The following is a 15864-nucleotide window of genomic DNA, read 5'->3' as shown; positions in this document are numbered from 1 at the left end:
TGCATGCGCCGCTCGTGCTCCCAACTTCGCCCGACGAGCACGATCAGGATCGGCGCATACCTGATCATTCCGCTTCACAGTCGCTGTCACTTGCGCGCCAGATTATGAAAGCTTCGGACGCCGTAACCAAGTTTCTAGCTGCCCACGACATCCATCATTGCTTCGAGTTGGTCGGGGGGATGATCACGCATCTGCTCGACAGCATGGCACACGACGGCCGCTTTACGATAATGTCCATGCACCATGAGCAGGCGGCTGCCTTTGCGGCCGAAGGGATCGCTCGGCATGCGATGGGGACGAAGATCGCGGTCGCGATGGGCACGAGCGGTCCAGGTGCGACGAACCTCATCACAGGCATTGGCAGTTGCTGGTTCGACTCGATCCCGTGCCTGTTCATTACCGGACAGGTGAATACGACCGAGCTGAAGGGCGACAGGGCGATACGCCAACAAGGCTTCCAAGAACTGGATATCGTCCCGATGGTGAAGTCGATCACCAAGTACGCCGCTCAGGTCACCGACCCGTCGTCGCTGTTGCCTGAATTGCATAAGGCGCTATCGAGTGCGCGCGGTGGGCGACCAGGCCCAGTGCTGATCGACATTCCGAACGATGTTCAGCGCAAAGACATTCCAGACGACGTAGTCCAAGCTTGGCTGGCGAAGCCGCTGGAGCCGGTCGACACGCCGGCGCCGGCAAGCTCTTTGCTCGGCGAACTGTCGGCGCTTTGCGCAGCCTCCGAGCGTCCGCTCGTATGCCTGGGCGGCGGCGCGCGATGGGCGCCTTCGATGCCCGCCTGGATTGAATCCCTAGAGGCATTCGGTGTGCCCTACGTGTCGACGTTGATGGGACACGAGCGCGTGGTGTCCGGGCGCCACTATTTCAACATGATCGGCAGTTACGGTAATCGCGAAGCGAATTGGGCGCTGCAGAACTGCGATTTGCTCATCGTCGTAGGCGCGCGTCTCGACGTGCGTCAGACCGGCGCGGACACGGCTGATTTTGGACGCCGGGCCAAAATCGTGCAAATTGACCTGGACCCTGCGCAACTGAATAACCGTATCACGTCGGATTTGGCCATCGTGAGTGAGGCAGAGACATTCTTTCGGTGCTTTCGGATTGGACACGGGACGTTTGCGACCAAAAGCGCCGGGTGGGTCGACGCGCTCGCCAGTATGCGAGCACGCGTCGCGCGAAACGAGTACCCGGATTGGGACATCAGCCCGAGCCATCTGTTCGCGTTGCTGAACGTCCACATGTCTGGCAAGCCGGTGGATTACGTCTGTGACGTCGGCAACCATCAAATGTGGGCCGCGCAAGGCTTGCGGCTTGGCAAGAACCAAGCTGTGCATTACAGCGGCGGCATGGGGGCCATGGGTTTCGCCTTGCCGGCAGCACTAGGCATCGCCAGTGTTTCGAAGCACAAGACGATCGTGATTTCCGGCGACGGCAGTATTCAGGTCAATGTCCAGGAACTCGATACGCTGCATCGGCGCGGCTCCGATTTGGCCATCATCGTGCTGAACAATCAGTCGCTCGGGATGGTGAAAAACTTCCAGGACATGTACTTCGACGGACGGAACCAGTCGACACGGCAAGGCTACAGTTGCCCGTCGTTCACCGACTTGGCTCGCGCATATGGAATCGAGGCCATCCATGTGTCGGGCAGTTCGCAACTCGAGCAAGCGGTCATCGAGGTGGCACAGTCGAGCGGGCCGATTTTGGTCGAAATCTCCATGCCTTATGCGACTGAATGCCGACCGCGGCTCGCTTTTGGAAAGAAGCTGGACGAGCAATATCCAAACGTGGACTGACCCAAGCGCACGTCATAGGCAGCTTCGGTTTCGGCGCGGCCACCTAGTGTCATTTTTGAACGTTGACGTCGAAGGCGCCGCGGCGCATTCGATCGGTACGAAAATTGGAAGGGAAAGGGGCAAGGCATGGAAGGGAAGAAGCTGATCTCGGTGGTGACCCCATGTTTCAACGAAGAGATGAACGTCGAGGAATTGCACGCTCGCATTCGTGAAACGATGCTTTCGCTCGGTGAGCGCTACGATTACGAGCACATCATCATCGACAATGCGTCGACGGACAGGACGGTTGAGATCGCCAAGGCGCTCGCTAGCCAGGATCCCAATCTAAAAATCATCGTCAACGTCCGCAATTTTGGACCGGTTCGCTCGCCTTACTACGGCATCGTCGAGGCCTACGGTGATGCCGTAGTGCTGGTCGCAGCCGACTTGCAGGACCCTCCGGAACTCATCAAGGAATACATCCAAAAATGGGAAGAGGGGTTCGACGTCGTCATGTCGACGAAGGCACGCAGCGAAGAGTCGCGCATCATGCAGAGGGTTCGGAAGACCTACTATAAGCTACTGAACTCCATCAGCGAGGTACCGCTCGAGGAAAATGCGACGGGGGCGGGTCTTTACGATAAGAAAGTGGTTGACGCGCTTAGGCGGCTGGCCGATCCCTATCCGTATTTTCGCGGCTTAGTTTGCGATCTGGGGTTCTCCCGCTGCACGATTAGCTTTCTTCAACCCATGCGTAAGCGAGGCGTATCGAAAGCCAACGTCTACGGCCTGTTCGATCAGGCACTGCTGGCAATGACGAAGCATTCGAAATTGCCCCTGCGACTCATGACCTTCGCCGGGTTGGCGCTTGGTGTGCTATCGCTGCTCGCTTCGTTGACGTTCCTCGTGCTGAAGCTGCTCTTCTGGAACTCGTTCAACATGGGCATGGCGCCTCTGCTAGTCGGGCTGTTCTTCTTCGCGGGAATGCAGTTCTTTTTTCTCGGGATTTTGGGCGAGTACGTTGGAATGATACTGACTCATGTGCGCAATTTGCCGCTTGTAGTCGAGCGCGAGCGAGTCAATTTCGAGGATCGCCGCTAAATGCGACGACTGCGCGCCTGGGCCGCCGCTCACGGAAACGCTACCCTCTTTGCGCGTTTTCTTGCTGTGGGCGTTCTGAACACAGCGTTCGGGTATTCCTGCTTTGCGTTGTTGTTGTATTTCGGCCTTCCCTATGCCGTTGCGCTGCTGATTGCGACTGTGCTTGGTGTTCTCTTCAACTTCAAGAGCACGGGCATGTTCGTCTTTAAGTCGCGGGACAACAGCCTGATATTTCGCTTTGTCCTCGTCTACGGTGTCGTCTATGGGATCAACGTCATCTTGTTGAAGCTGCTGCTGGTGCTCGGACTCAACTCGTATCAAGCGGGCGCGCTATGTTTGCTGCCCATGGCGCTCCTGTCGTTCGTTCTGATGCGCACCGTCGCATTTAAAGCGAGATGAAACTGGACGACCTTGCGCATGACGGTCTACGGGCACGTAACGTATTGCGTCGGCATCGGCCGCCGCCCGGGCGCCGCGAGGCCCGCCGTATGCTCCGAGCGGGGGCGGCTACGGCAGTTTTCGGCGCTGCGCGGGCAGCGCCGTCGTTCGCTCCAATGATGGCTCTGGTCAGCGAGGGACGTAGAGTTCGTAGCCGTCCGGCACGCCGTAACCGGTCAGCAGGCGGTAGTGCGTTTTGACATAGGCGTACGTCAGCGAGTTGGTTTGGGAAAACCGCTGACCTTCCCGGCCGTCCAACGGTAAATCGTTGATTAAGACGAACCCTGGCTGCGCCGCCGCAATTCTCTCATTTTCGCGTCGCTGGAATGCTTCGGTGCGCGGCCACAGCGCGTATATCGCCCATGCCGGTGATTTTTGGTCGAAGAGCGCATAGGCGCCGGGCCAATACGGTGTCACGTAAAACGCTTTCCCGTTGGGCGCGAAGTCATGAACGAGTTTGTTCAACAGGGCTACGTCCTTCGCCGTTCCGGGCACGACTCGCAGTTTGTCGGTCCCGACAGGCGTGACCGTGCACGAGGTCTGTTGGCATGCCCAGCCGGGATGAGTCGGCCCGACGACCAATATGCTGAGCGCGACCAGTGCTGCCGCCATAGCATAGCGAAGCGGTGCACTCGAACGTGCTAGAGCGATGAAGCAGCCCACGAGCACCGGTGTTATAGACACGGCCATATGGTCCACGTCGGCTCGCGAATACGCATAATGAGCATATGGAACCGAGACGAGCAGGGCCGCAACGAACTCTGGCCGCGTCGATGCGCTGGCCCGCAAATTGAACGCGGCGCACACGAGGCCCGCTAGCGGGAACGCAATGATCCAGAGAAATAGGATGCCGAGTAATGCGCCGAGCGGCATCTGGTCGGATGGAACACGCCACGGAAACGGCACTGGGAGGGGGAAATTCGTGGCTCCCGCATGAAATATCAGTCGGATGCTATCCCAGAATGCTGAGGCGAAGCCCGGGATCAGCAACATGGCCAGCAAAGGACTGAAACCGGCGGCGATGCCCAGAACACCTGCGCCGAATTCTTTCAACGTGCAGGGGCGGCGCAATTTGATCGCGAGGTAGGCCGCTGCGCCGATCGACGCCACAAGCCCGTATATACCGTGGTTGCGCCCGAACACGGCGGCAAATCCCACGCAAAGCCCCGCGACGAAGTAGCCTCGCGGCGAAGGTCGTCGCAACAGGTACGCGAACCCGCAAATGAGCAGAATGGCCAAGGTATTGTCAAAAACCTTGAACCAAGGGTTCATCCACGCGCAGATCGATACCGTGGCCATAAGCCACAAGACGCGGTCGGCCTTTGTCGTGCTGCGAGCAACGAGCCAGATGCCCGCAAAGACGCCGATCCAGCTAAAGACGGCTGCCGTCGCACGCAAGGCAACGATGCTTGCGCCCTGCGTGGAGGCCAGCAATGCGGCGGACCAGTAATAGCGGCCGGGGTCGTACGCTTGAAAATCTCGAATTGGCACTTCGCCGTGCAGAATGCGCTGCACACCGTACCAGAAGAAGCCGCCGTCCGGAATGTTCAGGCCGGTCCGGCCTTCCCACAAAAAAAGGGACAGTGTGGCGATCAGGGACAGGGCGATAAGTTGCACTAGCGTGCGCGTAGCGAGGCGCTCGCGCGTCGCCGCGCTCGTGCCCAAAGGCGGTAGGAGCGCCTCGGGCGAGCGTCGTACTGGGGAACGGCCGGCACCTTTGGCGAGGTCGTTGTTGGACATTGTGAGCACCTGAGGTTCGCCGCAGGCGAGTGCGGACCGCCTATGGGCACCCGTCACGTTCAATAAGAGTCTTGCGATCGTCGGACTCACGTGCCCGACGGGGTCTCGGCTTTCTCCGCGCGCCTTGCACCGGAGCCGAGGACGCGGGGCGCTATTATAGGCGGGCCGCTCGCCTACTCGCAAGACGGGGGCACCGCCCACCCCGGCTTGCGTTTTTCGCTCGCCCGGTGGCGAAATGCCGCTAGAGAGAACGGCCTGGCGGGGCGAGGTGCGGCCACCGGTAATGCGAAGGGCGGTGCCTGTCAAGCTGTTTCTAGTTGTGAAGAGCGTGGTTTTTGTTGTCCGCCGCCTTATAATTACGGTCTTTGCAAATTGCGAGACGCCCCAGCGAAGGGCGAGGGCCTGTCGACGCTGAGCGGCGAGTTCTGGGCCATTGCCTCGGCTCGTTAGGTGATGCTCCGTGTTCGCGGCCGGATGATCCCTAAGGGTTTGCTCGACCGTTCATAAAATTCCACGAGGAAATGCCAATGATCCTGGTAACGGGCGGCGCCGGTTTCATCGGCGCCAATTTTGTACTTGACTGGCTGGGCGGTGGCGGCGAGCCCGTGGTGAACGTCGACAAGCTGACGTATGCGGGCAATCTGCGCACACTGCGCTCGTTGGAAGGTAACCCAAAGCACGTCTTCGTGCGCGCCGACATTTGCGATCGCGCCACCATGGATGCGCTACTTGCCGAGCATAAGCCGCGGGCGATCGTGCATTTTGCGGCGGAGAGCCACGTGGATCGTTCGATTTGCAGCCCTGGGGATTTCGTCCAGACGAACGTGGTCGGCACTTTTACGTTGCTCGATGCAGCGCGCGCGCATTGGAGCGGCTTGGACGACGGCGCAAAGGCCGGTTTCCGGTTTCTTCACGTCTCGACCGACGAAGTGTTCGGCTCGTTGTCGGCCACGGACCCGCAGTTCTCGGAAACTACGCCGTACGCGCCCAATAGTCCCTATTCGGCGACGAAGGCCGCTTCCGATCACCTCGTGCGTGCATATCATCACACCTACGGCCTGCCCACGCTCACGACCAATTGCTCGAACAATTACGGCCCGTATCACTTTCCCGAAAAGCTGATTCCACTGATGATCGCCAATGCACTCGGCGCAAAGCCGCTGCCCGTCTACGGCGATGGCCTGAACGTGCGCGACTGGCTCTACGTGGGCGACCATTGCTCCGCGATTCGCACAGTGCTCGCGCATGGCTCACCGGGTGAGACATACAACGTCGGCGGTTGGAACGAGAAGACGAATCTCGAAGTGGTTCATACGTTGTGCGACCAGCTCGATGCGCTGCGTCCCAAAGCATCTGGTTCCTATCGCGATCAAATCACGTTTGTGAAAGATCGTCCCGGCCACGATCGGCGCTATGCGATCGACGCGCGCAAGCTGGAGCGCGAACTCGGCTGGAAGCCGGCCGAAACCTTTGAATCGGGCCTGCGCAAGACGATTCAGTGGTATTTGGAAAACCAGGACTGGGTGCAAGACGTTATGTCCGGCGAATATCGCAATTGGGTGGCGCAGCACTATGCAGCTTAACTCGCCGGGCGTGCCAACGCTGCTAGTGACGGGAAGTAACGGTCAGGTCGGCTTCGAGTTGCGCCGGAGTCTGGCGCCGCTTGGCCGCGTAATCGCGCTCGACCGCGCCGGCTGCGATCTGTCGCGTCCCGAGGCGCTGCGCGGGGTGCTGCGCGAATGGCGTCCAAACGTCATCGTGAATGCGGCGGCCTACACTGCCGTAGACAAGGCCGAAGGCGACGTCGACACCGCCCTGGCCGTCAACGCCGTGGCGCCGGGGGTGCTCGCCGAAGAGGCGCGAGCAGCTGGCAGTCTGCTGGTTCACTATTCGACCGACTATGTATTCGACGGCTGCAAACAAGGCCCATACGTCGAAACCGACGCGGTCAACCCTCAATCGGTTTACGGCAAGAGCAAGCTGGCCGGCGAGCGGGCCATTGAAGCGGCCGGGGCGATGGCCCTCGTGCTGCGCACGTGCTGGGTTGCCGGGGCACACGGCGGCAATTTCGCGAAAACGATGCTCAAGCTGGGGCGAGAGAGGGACGGGCTGCGCGTGATTGCCGATCAGTTCGGCGCGCCGACCACAGCGGCCCTGATCGCTGACGTGACTGCTCAAATCATTTCGCGCCACTGGCTCCATGGGCAGCGCGAATCGTTTCCCGCAGGCGTCTATCATTTGGCCGCCGGCGGCGAGACGAATTGGCATGGCTATGCCACCGAAGTGCTCAAAAATGCCGCCGCACGCGGCATCGAACTCAAGATCGACCCCGCGAGCATCGAAGCGATCCCCACGAGCGCTTATCCGTTGCCCGCGCCGCGCCCTGCGAACTCTCGGCTCGACACACGCAAGCTGCGCGAGACGTTTGGCATCTACCTTCCGGACTGGCGCGAGGGCATGCATCTGCTGCTCGACCAGATCCTTTCTTGACGGTTCGCAATATGCGCAAAGGCATCATTCTGGCCGGCGGGTCCGGCACTCGGCTTTATCCGATCACGCGCGCCGTGTCGAAACAGCTATTGCCGGTGTACGACAAGCCGATGATCTACTATCCGCTGTCCACGCTGATGCTGGCGGGGATCCGCGACATACTCGTCATTTCCACGCCTGAAGACACACCGCGCTTTGCGGATATGCTCGGGGACGGCAGCAATTGGGGCATCAATCTCCAGTACGCCGTACAACCTTCTCCGGATGGGTTGGCGCAAGCCTTCGTCATCGGTCGCGATTTCATAGCAAACCATTCCTCGGCGCTTATTCTCGGGGATAACATTTTCTATGGTCACGACTTGGTGCAGCAGTTGGAGAACGCGTCCGCACGGGAAAATGGCGCTACGGTATTCGCGTATCACGTTCAAGATCCCGAGCGATACGGCGTGGTCGAGTTCGACGATGAATTGCGCGTGCTTTCGCTTGAAGAAAAGCCGGCACAGCCGCGCTCGAACTATGCAGTCACAGGACTCTATTTTTACGATCGGCAGGTTTGCGATATCGCGGCCGATATCAAACCGTCGGCGCGAGGCGAGCTCGAGATCACCGACGTCAACGCGCGCTACCTCCAAATGGGGCAGCTCGACGTCGAAATCATGGGGCGTGGTCATGCATGGCTCGACACGGGTACACATGATTCGCTGCTCGAAGCGGCAAGCTTCATCGCAACGCTGCAAAAGCGGCAGGGGCTGATGGTGGCGTGCCCAGAGGAAATCGCATACCGGAGCAAGTGGATCAGTGCCGAGCAGGTAGCCAAGCTGGCTGCCCCGCTGTCGAAGAACGGTTATGGCAAGTACTTGCAGCAGATCCTTTCGGGTGCAATTAAATGAGCTTGAACGTCATACGCACTGAGATTCCCGAAGTCATGCTCATCGAGCCCAAGGTGTTCGGGGATGCGCGGGGCTTCTTTTTCGAAAGTTTCAATCAGAAGGCATTCGTCGACGGCACTGGGGTCGATGTGACTTTCGTGCAGGACAACCACAGTCGCAGCGCCAAGGGCGTGCTGCGCGGGTTGCACTACCAGATCCAGCAGCCGCAAGGCAAACTGGTGCGAGTCGTGCGCGGCACCGTGTTCGACGTAGCGGTCGACATTCGCAAGCACTCAGCCACGTTCGGCAAGTGGGTGGGCGTCGAGCTCAGCGAAGACAACCACCGCCAGCTCTGGGTACCACCAGGCTTTGCTCATGGGTTCGTCGTATTGAGCGAATCGGCCGATTTCCTGTACAAGACGACCGACTATTACGCGCCGCAATACGAACGCTGCATCGTATGGAACGATCCGGACATCGGGATAGCATGGCCCGACCTTGGAACGCCCGTCATGTTGTCCGCCAAGGATCAGCAGGGGGCGCGGCTTTCCGAGGCAGAAGTGTTCGTCTGACTTCGTCGAAACGCCGGGACGATCGTTGGATCGCTCGGCATTGAGTTACCGCTTATCAACATAGTCTCTTTCGTCGCGCATGAACCTTAACCAAGCAAAAATCGCCGTCATTGGCTTGGGCTACGTCGGCTTGCCGCTCGCTGTCGAATTCGGAAAGCTTCGCCCCGTCGTGGGCTTCGACATCAATCCGGCCCGCATCGCTGAGTTGCAGTCCGGCGCTGACGGGACGCTCGAAGTCAGCCCCGAGGAGCTCGCGACAGCGCGGCAACTCGCGTTCACCTGCAACGTCGACGATCTCCGGGATTGCCAGGTCTTTATCGTCACGGTGCCCACGCCCGTGGACAAGGCCAACCGCCCCGACATGACGCCGCTGGTCAAAGCCAGCGAAACGGTCGGGCGCGTGATGCCGGCGGGCGCCGTCGTGGTCTACGAATCGACCGTCTATCCGGGTGCGACAGAGGAGATCTGCGTGCCGGTGCTGGAGCGGTTCAGCGGCAAGTCGTTCAACGTCGACTTTTTTTGCGGCTACAGCCCCGAGCGGATCAATCCGGGCGACAAGGAGCATCGTCTGCCCACGATTCGCAAAGTGACGAGCGGCAGCACGCCGGAAGTGGCGGATGCCGTGGATGGGCTGTATAGCCAGATCATCACGGCGGGGACGCACAAGGCTAGCAGCATCAAGGTGGCCGAAGCGGCGAAGGTCATCGAGAACACTCAGCGGGACGTCAACATTGCGCTGATGAACGAGCTTAGCCTCATCTTCCACAAGCTGGGTATCGACACGCTGGAAGTGCTTCAAGCCGCCGGCACGAAGTGGAACTTTCTGCCCTTCCGGCCGGGACTCGTCGGCGGGCATTGCATCGGTGTGGATCCATACTATCTGACGCACAAGGCTCAAGAGGTGGGTTATCACCCCGAGGTCATTCTCGCCGGCCGCCGCATCAACGACAACATGGCGCAGCACGTGGCCGACGAAACGATCAAGCTCATGCTGCGCAACGGCTTGCCTGTGCTCGGAAGCAAGATTCTCGTGCTCGGTTTGACGTTCAAGGAGAATTGTCCCGACGTGCGCAACACAAAGGTCGTGGATATCGTTCGCACGCTCGAGTCGTACAACGCGCAGGTCGATGTTTTCGATCCCTGGATCAACGTGGCCGATGCCGAACACGAATACGGTCTCAAGTGCATGACGCAATGGCCGGAGCCGGGCCAATACGCCGCGGTGGTGCTGGCCGTCGGCCATCATCAGTTCGTGTCGATGGGGGAGCAAGGCATCAAAGCGCTGGGCCAGCCTGGGTCCGTGCTTTTCGATGTGAAAGGTATCTTGCCGATCGGCGCGGCCGATGGACGTTTATAAAACGGATGTAGTGGGGCGACAGACCATGTCAGAGAAATCTTCTCAAACGAGTGCGTACGAACAGTTGCGAAATCGTCTTGCTAGCGAGGCGCGTACGTGGCTCGTGACGGGCGTCGCCGGCTTCATCGGCAGCAACCTGCTCGAAACGCTGCTCCGGCTCGATCAGCGCGTAGTCGGCTTGGACAACTTCGCGACCGGTCACCAGCGCAATCTCGATGAAGTGCGCGGCCTCGTGACGCCCGCACAGTGGGCGAATTTCAAGTTCGTCCGCGGCGACATCCGCAATCTCGAGGATTGCAAGCGTGCCTTCGTGTTCCAAGCAACGACGGCAGGAGAAGACTCGGGCACTGAGCCCGAGGGCAAGGCGTATCCGGTCGAGCATGTCCTTCACCAGGCTGCGCTGGGCTCCGTGCCGCGCAGCCTCGTCGATCCTATCGCGACGAATGAAACCAACATCACGGGTTTCCTCAACATGCTGGTCGCGGCGCGCGATGCTCGAGTCAAAAGCTTCACCTACGCCGCCAGCAGCAGCACTTACGGCGACCATCCGGGGCTGCCGAAGATCGAAGATCGCATCGGGTCGCCGCTGAGCCCGTACGCTGTTACCAAGTACGTCAACGAGCTGTACGCCGACGTGTTTGCCCGTTGCTACGGCTTCAGGACTGTTGGCTTGCGCTATTTCAATGTCTTTGGGCCTAGGCAAGATCCGCAAGGCGCCTATGCGGCGGTGATTCCGAAGTGGACGGCCGCGCTCCTGGACGGTGAAACCGTCTACATCAACGGCGACGGTGAGACGAGCCGTGACTTCTGCTACATCGCCAATGCGGTGCAGGCGAACCTGCTTGCCGCGACGGTCGAAGACGATGATGCGACGAACCAGGTTTATAACGTCGCGGTCGGCGATCGGACCACCCTTAACGGCTTATTCGCGTCGCTGCGAAGCAATCTCGCGGCACACGGCGTCGACCCCGGCGTGCAGCCTGTCTATCGCGATTTTCGTGCAGGGGATGTTCGTCACAGCCAGGCAGACATCGGCAAGGCCGTACGGTTGCTGCGCTATGCGCCGACGCACCGCATCGAGCAGGGACTACAAGAAGCAATGAGTTGGTACGTCGACTTTCAAAAGCTGCGTCGATGAATCGACGCGCTGGGGCATCCGCTTCCGGCGCAACTGCGGTGGGGTCGGGGACGACGCAATCGAAGTCGAGTCCGCTCAGCGCCGCAACGTCCGGCGATGCGCCCATCCTATAAAAAATGCGTACATCACACGTTTCTTGGAACCTGTTTGGCTTGGGCCTGCCGCTGCTAATCGCGGCAGTAACCGTTCCGCATTTGCTCTCCGCGCTCGGTGGTCAGCGCTTCGGCCTGCTCGCGCTGGCCTGGGGTTTGATCGGCTATGGCGGGGCGCTCGATCTCGGTATCGGTCGCGCGACGACGCAGCGCATCGCCGCTCTGCGCGATGGCCATAAAGAGCGCGAGATTCCGGACGTATTGGCAACCGCGACTCGCTTGACGCTGGCGACGGGCGGCGCTGGCATGCTGCTGATTGCGCTGGCGGCATTCGCTGGCGTAGGTAGGTTCGTGCATGCCGGCGAGGTGCCGCAGACAGAGATTCGCTCGGCCATTCTCTTGCTCGCCCTGGCGCTGCCGATGCAAGCGGTGAGCGCCACTTATCGCGGCGTGAACGAAGCCTTTCTCAGCTTCGAACGCATTACGATCGTGCGCGTGCTGCTCGGCGCGGCCAATTTCGGCTTGCCGTACTTGATCGCGTTGCGAACCAATCGTGTCGATCTGCTAATCGCGAGCTTGGTCGTGTCGCGCGGCATGGCACTGGTGTTTTACCGCTTGTTCGCGCTGCAATGTCTGGCCTCGCTCGGAAGCCGCGGAACGTACACGGCACCGGTTGCGCGGCAGTTATTTCATTTCGGCGGCTGGTTTACTGTAAGTAGTGTCGTAAGCCCTTTGCTGGTGCAGGCGGATCGATTCTTCATCGCTGCGATCCTTGGCGCAGCGGCGGTCACCACGTATGTGATTCCATACGAAGTCACCGTGCAGACGCTCATCTTGTCGAGCGCCGTGACGACTGTCGCATTTCCCGCCATTAGCCGCTTGTTGCCCACCGACCCGGAGCAGGCGAAGCGGTTGTTCAACCGGTGGCTCAAGCGCGTGTTAGTGGTAATGGTGATCGGCCTGGCTGTATTGGCGATCATCTTGCCCATTCTGTTGACGGTCTGGTTGCACAAGCCTGCAGATCCGGCCTCCGTCGCTGTGGGGCGGATACTGTGCATTGGTGTGATCGCCAACTCCATGGGGGCCATGTATTTTGCGCTGCTCCATGCACGTGGCAAGACTCGCGTTACGGCGATCGTTCATCTGATTGAGGTGCCGCTTTATGCCGGAGCACTCGTCGTGCTCGTCAGATACTTCGGGGTCGAGGGCGCTGCCGTGGCATGGGCGCTACGGATGTTGTTCGATACGTCGTGTTTGAAAGTGCTGTCGAAGGAGGCGGTGTGAGTGAGGTGCTTCGTCAGCGCGCTCGAACGGCGGTCAATATCGCGTTTCTCGCCACGCTGGCCGTCTTCCTGGGCATGATTGCCGGGCATCAGTATCTCGGCGAGAGCCGAGATTATCGCTATTACCTGTGGTTTTTTCGTCTCGCGCGCTCAAGCGGAAGCGTTGCCGACATCGATTCCAGATTCGAGGTGGGTTTTCGGTTTCTGATCTATTGTCTGAGTTTGTTGGGTCTCGGTAACGTTCTGATCTACACCGTGATCTGCTCGTTTTGCGTTTTGCTGAAAGGGTTTGCGTTTCGAGCCGCTGAGGTGACATGGTGCGCCGCATCGGTCTTTTTGTATTTCTACTTGACGCGGTATTTTATCCTGTTCGAGATGACGGTCTTGCGCGCGTCGATTGCGTTCTCGATCGCCTTTTTCGTATATTTCAGAAAACGTGACACGAAATTTCATTGGCACGAATTTTTGCTGCTGACGGCGGCGGTCGGATTCCACTACTCGGCGATCGTCTTTTTGATTGTCTATTTCATGGGACGACTGAGTGCGCGCGGCGTCGTGGCGTTCGGCGTGATTGTGTTCTTGCTGGGATTCTTCGGCAAGATCGCGCTTTTCACGTGGTTCCGATCGGTGTTGCCAGTGCTTCAATCGTATCCGGCGTGGAAGATTCCGAGCACGATCGTGCCGATCCCTTTCATGTTCGACATTGCGATGGTGATCATCGCACTGTACTTTTGGAAGCGCAGCGATGTGCCGATGAAATATTCGATCATCGGTATCGTACTGAGCGTAGCTATCCACTTTTCGATGGTCGGCTATCCAATCATCGCGGGTCGCTTTAGGGAATTGCTCTCGATGTTCATCCTGGTCTATGTCGTGAGGGCGACATTGTCCGAGGATCTAACGCTGAAGCTGCTTGCCGTTTCATTCGCGCTGTTCAGTGGGGCAATGCTGTTCTATGGAATGCTTTTCTACGAGCCGTTACTGACGCCATGAGTATGATTGATATCGTGATCGTAAATTGGTCCTCCGGCGATCAGTTGCGCGATGCCATGCTGAGCCTGAAGCGTTTCGGCACGAACTATATCGCTTCCGTTGCGATCGTCGACAACGCCTCGATCGACGACTCGCTCGAGCGGGTCGTTGTCGAAGACGATTGGGGCTTTCCCGTTCATGTGATCAGAAACGAGAGCAATCGCGGATTCGGGGCGGCGTGCAATCAAGGCGTGTCCCTCGGCAATGCCGAGTACGTTTTGTTTCTCAACCCCGATGCGCGCGTGTTCGAGAATTCGCTGGCGTTGCCGCTTGCCTTCATGGAGCGGGCCGATAAGGCCGATGTTTTCGTCACTGGGATCCAGCTTATCGACGAGCAGGGACATACGGCGCGCGCGTGCGCACGCTTTCCCACGCTCGGTATGTTTGCGGCGGCAGCGCTTGGAATCGACCGGCTTCCTCCGCTGCGTAGCTATACGCTTCATATGACGGATTGGGATCACGCCGAGACGCGAGAGGTCGATCACGTGATCGGCGCATTCTATTTGATTCGTAGAAGTGTCTTCGAATCACTCGGAGGATTCGACGAGCGTTTTTTTGTCTATCTTGAAGACTTGGACTTGTCATTGCGCGTAAAGCAGGCCGGTGGGCGCGTGGTATATTTTGCCGATGCCCAGGCGTTCCACGCGGGCGGCGGCACCTCGCGGCAAATCAAAGCCACTCGTTTGTTCTATTCTTTGCGCAGCCGCCTGTTATATGGCTTTAAGCATTTTTCGCGCGCGCAAGCTTGGGCATTGGTTGGCGTGACGATGTGCATCGAGCCGATCCCGCGGTTGCTGTTTGCCGCGGCACGAGGCGGCGTCGAAGATATCCGCAACACGCTGCGCGGCTACGGCATGCTTGCGCGTTCGTTGCCCGCGATTCTGAAATCGTCGAAGCGATGAGAGTTCTTGCGCTTACTCGTTACGGCAGGCTGGGGGCATCGTCGCGCGTGCGCATGCTGCAGCACATTTCATGGCTTGAAAACGCTGGAATTCAGGTCGACGTGCAGCCGCTGCTCGGGGACGACATGCTCCGCAGCCGGTACGAGGCGGGATCGTACAGCCGCGGGGCGCTGCTCGCCGCCTATCGCGCCCGCATGCAATGTTTGAGGCGTCGCGGCCGATATGATTTGCTGTGGATAGAAAAGGAGGCCTTACCTTGGTTCCCGGCTTCGATCGAGCGCACCTTGCTGCGCGGGGTCCCTTATGTGCTCGATTACGACGACGCGCTCTTTCATAATTACGACCTGCATCGTTCCAAATGGGTCCGCCGTTTGTTGGGTCGGCGCATCGATCGTCTGATGGCGGGGGCGAGCCTGATCGTCGCCGGCAACGAATACCTTGCACAGCGTGCGCGCGATGCGGGGGTCCGTTGGGTCGAAATTGTGCCGACGGTGGTTGATCTGGACCGCTATCCGATCGATTCGGTCCGCCACGATGGCCCCGTGCAACGTATCGTTTGGATCGGTTCCCCTTCGACCGCCGTCTATGTGAGGGACCTCGCGGAGCCGCTACGCAGGCTCGCCGCACGTTACGCGATCAAGCTGCGCGTGATCGGCGCCGAGGTGTCGATACCCGGAGTCGATGTGGAGTGCGTGTCGTGGACTGAAGACACGGAAGCGGAATCGATTGCCCAATGCGACATCGGCATCATGCCGCTGACCGACTCGCCTTGGGAGCGAGGCAAGTGTGGTTATAAGTTGATTCAGTACATGGCGTGTGGTTTGCCGGTGGTCGCCTCTCCCGTGGGCGTCAATGTGCAAATCGTGCGTGAGGGCGAGAATGGCTTTCTCGCCGATGGGCCGCAAGACTGGGAGATCAAATTGAGCCGATTGCTGGAGAGTTCGCCGTTGCGCTCCTCGATGGGTATGGCGGGACGCGCGCGGGTCGAGCAAGCGTATTGCGTACAGCGGGTCGCCCCTCGGCTTGCCCAAATGTTGATACGAGCAGGAGCGCGCTGATC

General features: G+C 59.4%; 14 protein-coding genes. 13 read left to right on the top strand and 1 reads right to left on the bottom strand.

What is annotated here, in order from left to right; translation table 11 throughout:
• The first annotated feature begins 104 nt into the window (after positions 1–104).
• From QQS38_RS09090 to QQS38_RS09080, 3 genes are all read left to right on the top strand, one after another.
• Positions 105–1811, top strand: a complete 1707-nt coding sequence (locus tag QQS38_RS09090; protein ID WP_479645052.1) for a thiamine pyrophosphate-binding protein — start codon at positions 105–107, stop codon at positions 1809–1811.
• Between the two features lie 126 nt (positions 1812–1937).
• Positions 1938–2891: a glycosyltransferase family 2 protein gene (locus QQS38_RS09085; RefSeq protein WP_479645051.1), complete on the top strand. Its 954-nt coding sequence runs from the start codon at positions 1938–1940 to the stop codon at positions 2889–2891.
• Positions 2892–3290 (top strand): GtrA family protein, encoded by a 399-nt coding sequence (locus QQS38_RS09080; RefSeq protein WP_479645050.1) that lies wholly within the window; start codon positions 2892–2894, stop codon positions 3288–3290.
• A 168-nt stretch (positions 3291–3458) separates the two neighbouring features.
• Here the strand turns inward: QQS38_RS09080 and QQS38_RS09075 are convergent, their stop codons facing one another.
• Positions 3459–4946 carry a hypothetical protein gene (locus QQS38_RS09075; RefSeq protein ID WP_479645049.1) on the bottom strand — a complete coding sequence of 496 codons (1488 nt, stop codon included), beginning with the start codon at positions 4944–4946 and terminating at the stop codon, positions 3459–3461.
• 650 nt (positions 4947–5596) lie between these two features.
• On the opposite strand from QQS38_RS09075, the gene rfbB reads away from it, so the two are divergent.
• The 10 genes from rfbB to QQS38_RS09025 all read left to right on the top strand — a co-directional run bounded on the left by rfbB (position 5597) and on the right by QQS38_RS09025 (position 15862).
• Positions 5597–6652 carry a dTDP-glucose 4,6-dehydratase gene (gene rfbB, locus QQS38_RS09070; RefSeq protein ID WP_479645048.1) on the top strand — a complete coding sequence of 352 codons (1056 nt, stop codon included), beginning with the start codon at positions 5597–5599 and terminating at the stop codon, positions 6650–6652.
• On the top strand, positions 6642–7559 hold the full coding sequence (gene rfbD / locus QQS38_RS09065) for a dTDP-4-dehydrorhamnose reductase (protein ID WP_479645047.1): 918 nt from the start codon (positions 6642–6644) through the stop codon (positions 7557–7559). Before rfbB ends, rfbD begins: the two co-directional genes overlap by 11 nt.
• 11 nt (positions 7560–7570) lie before the next feature.
• The gene (rfbA, locus tag QQS38_RS09060; protein ID WP_479645046.1) at positions 7571–8449 is read left to right on the top strand and encodes a glucose-1-phosphate thymidylyltransferase RfbA; all 879 of its coding nucleotides are present in this window, start codon (positions 7571–7573) and stop codon (positions 8447–8449) included.
• The gene (rfbC, locus tag QQS38_RS09055) at positions 8446–9000 is read left to right on the top strand and encodes a dTDP-4-dehydrorhamnose 3,5-epimerase (RefSeq protein ID WP_479645045.1); all 555 of its coding nucleotides are present in this window, start codon (positions 8446–8448) and stop codon (positions 8998–9000) included. The genes rfbA and rfbC overlap by 4 nt, the downstream gene beginning before the upstream one ends.
• Before the next feature lie 79 nt (positions 9001–9079).
• Positions 9080–10357 (top strand): Vi polysaccharide biosynthesis UDP-N-acetylglucosamine C-6 dehydrogenase TviB, encoded by a 1278-nt coding sequence (gene tviB / locus QQS38_RS09050; protein ID WP_479645044.1) that lies wholly within the window; start codon positions 9080–9082, stop codon positions 10355–10357.
• Between the two features lie 25 nt (positions 10358–10382).
• The gene (locus QQS38_RS09045; RefSeq protein WP_479645043.1) at positions 10383–11495 is read left to right on the top strand and encodes an NAD-dependent epimerase/dehydratase family protein; all 1113 of its coding nucleotides are present in this window, start codon (positions 10383–10385) and stop codon (positions 11493–11495) included.
• A 116-nt stretch (positions 11496–11611) separates the two neighbouring features.
• Positions 11612–12871: a flippase gene (locus QQS38_RS09040; RefSeq protein ID WP_479645042.1), complete on the top strand. Its 1260-nt coding sequence runs from the start codon at positions 11612–11614 to the stop codon at positions 12869–12871.
• Positions 12808–13863, top strand: a complete 1056-nt coding sequence (locus tag QQS38_RS09035) for an EpsG family protein (protein ID WP_479645041.1) — start codon at positions 12808–12810, stop codon at positions 13861–13863. Before QQS38_RS09040 ends, QQS38_RS09035 begins: the two co-directional genes overlap by 64 nt.
• Positions 13860–14804, top strand: a complete 945-nt coding sequence (locus tag QQS38_RS09030; protein WP_479645040.1) for a glycosyltransferase family 2 protein — start codon at positions 13860–13862, stop codon at positions 14802–14804. The genes QQS38_RS09035 and QQS38_RS09030 overlap by 4 nt, the downstream gene beginning before the upstream one ends.
• Positions 14801–15862, top strand: a complete 1062-nt coding sequence (locus tag QQS38_RS09025; RefSeq protein WP_479645039.1) for a glycosyltransferase family 4 protein — start codon at positions 14801–14803, stop codon at positions 15860–15862. Before QQS38_RS09030 ends, QQS38_RS09025 begins: the two co-directional genes overlap by 4 nt.
• The last annotated feature ends 2 nt before the right edge of the window (positions 15863–15864 follow it).

Source organism: Trinickia sp. Z7 (genome assembly GCF_056498045.1).
This window is presented reverse-complemented; position numbering and strand designations above follow the sequence as displayed.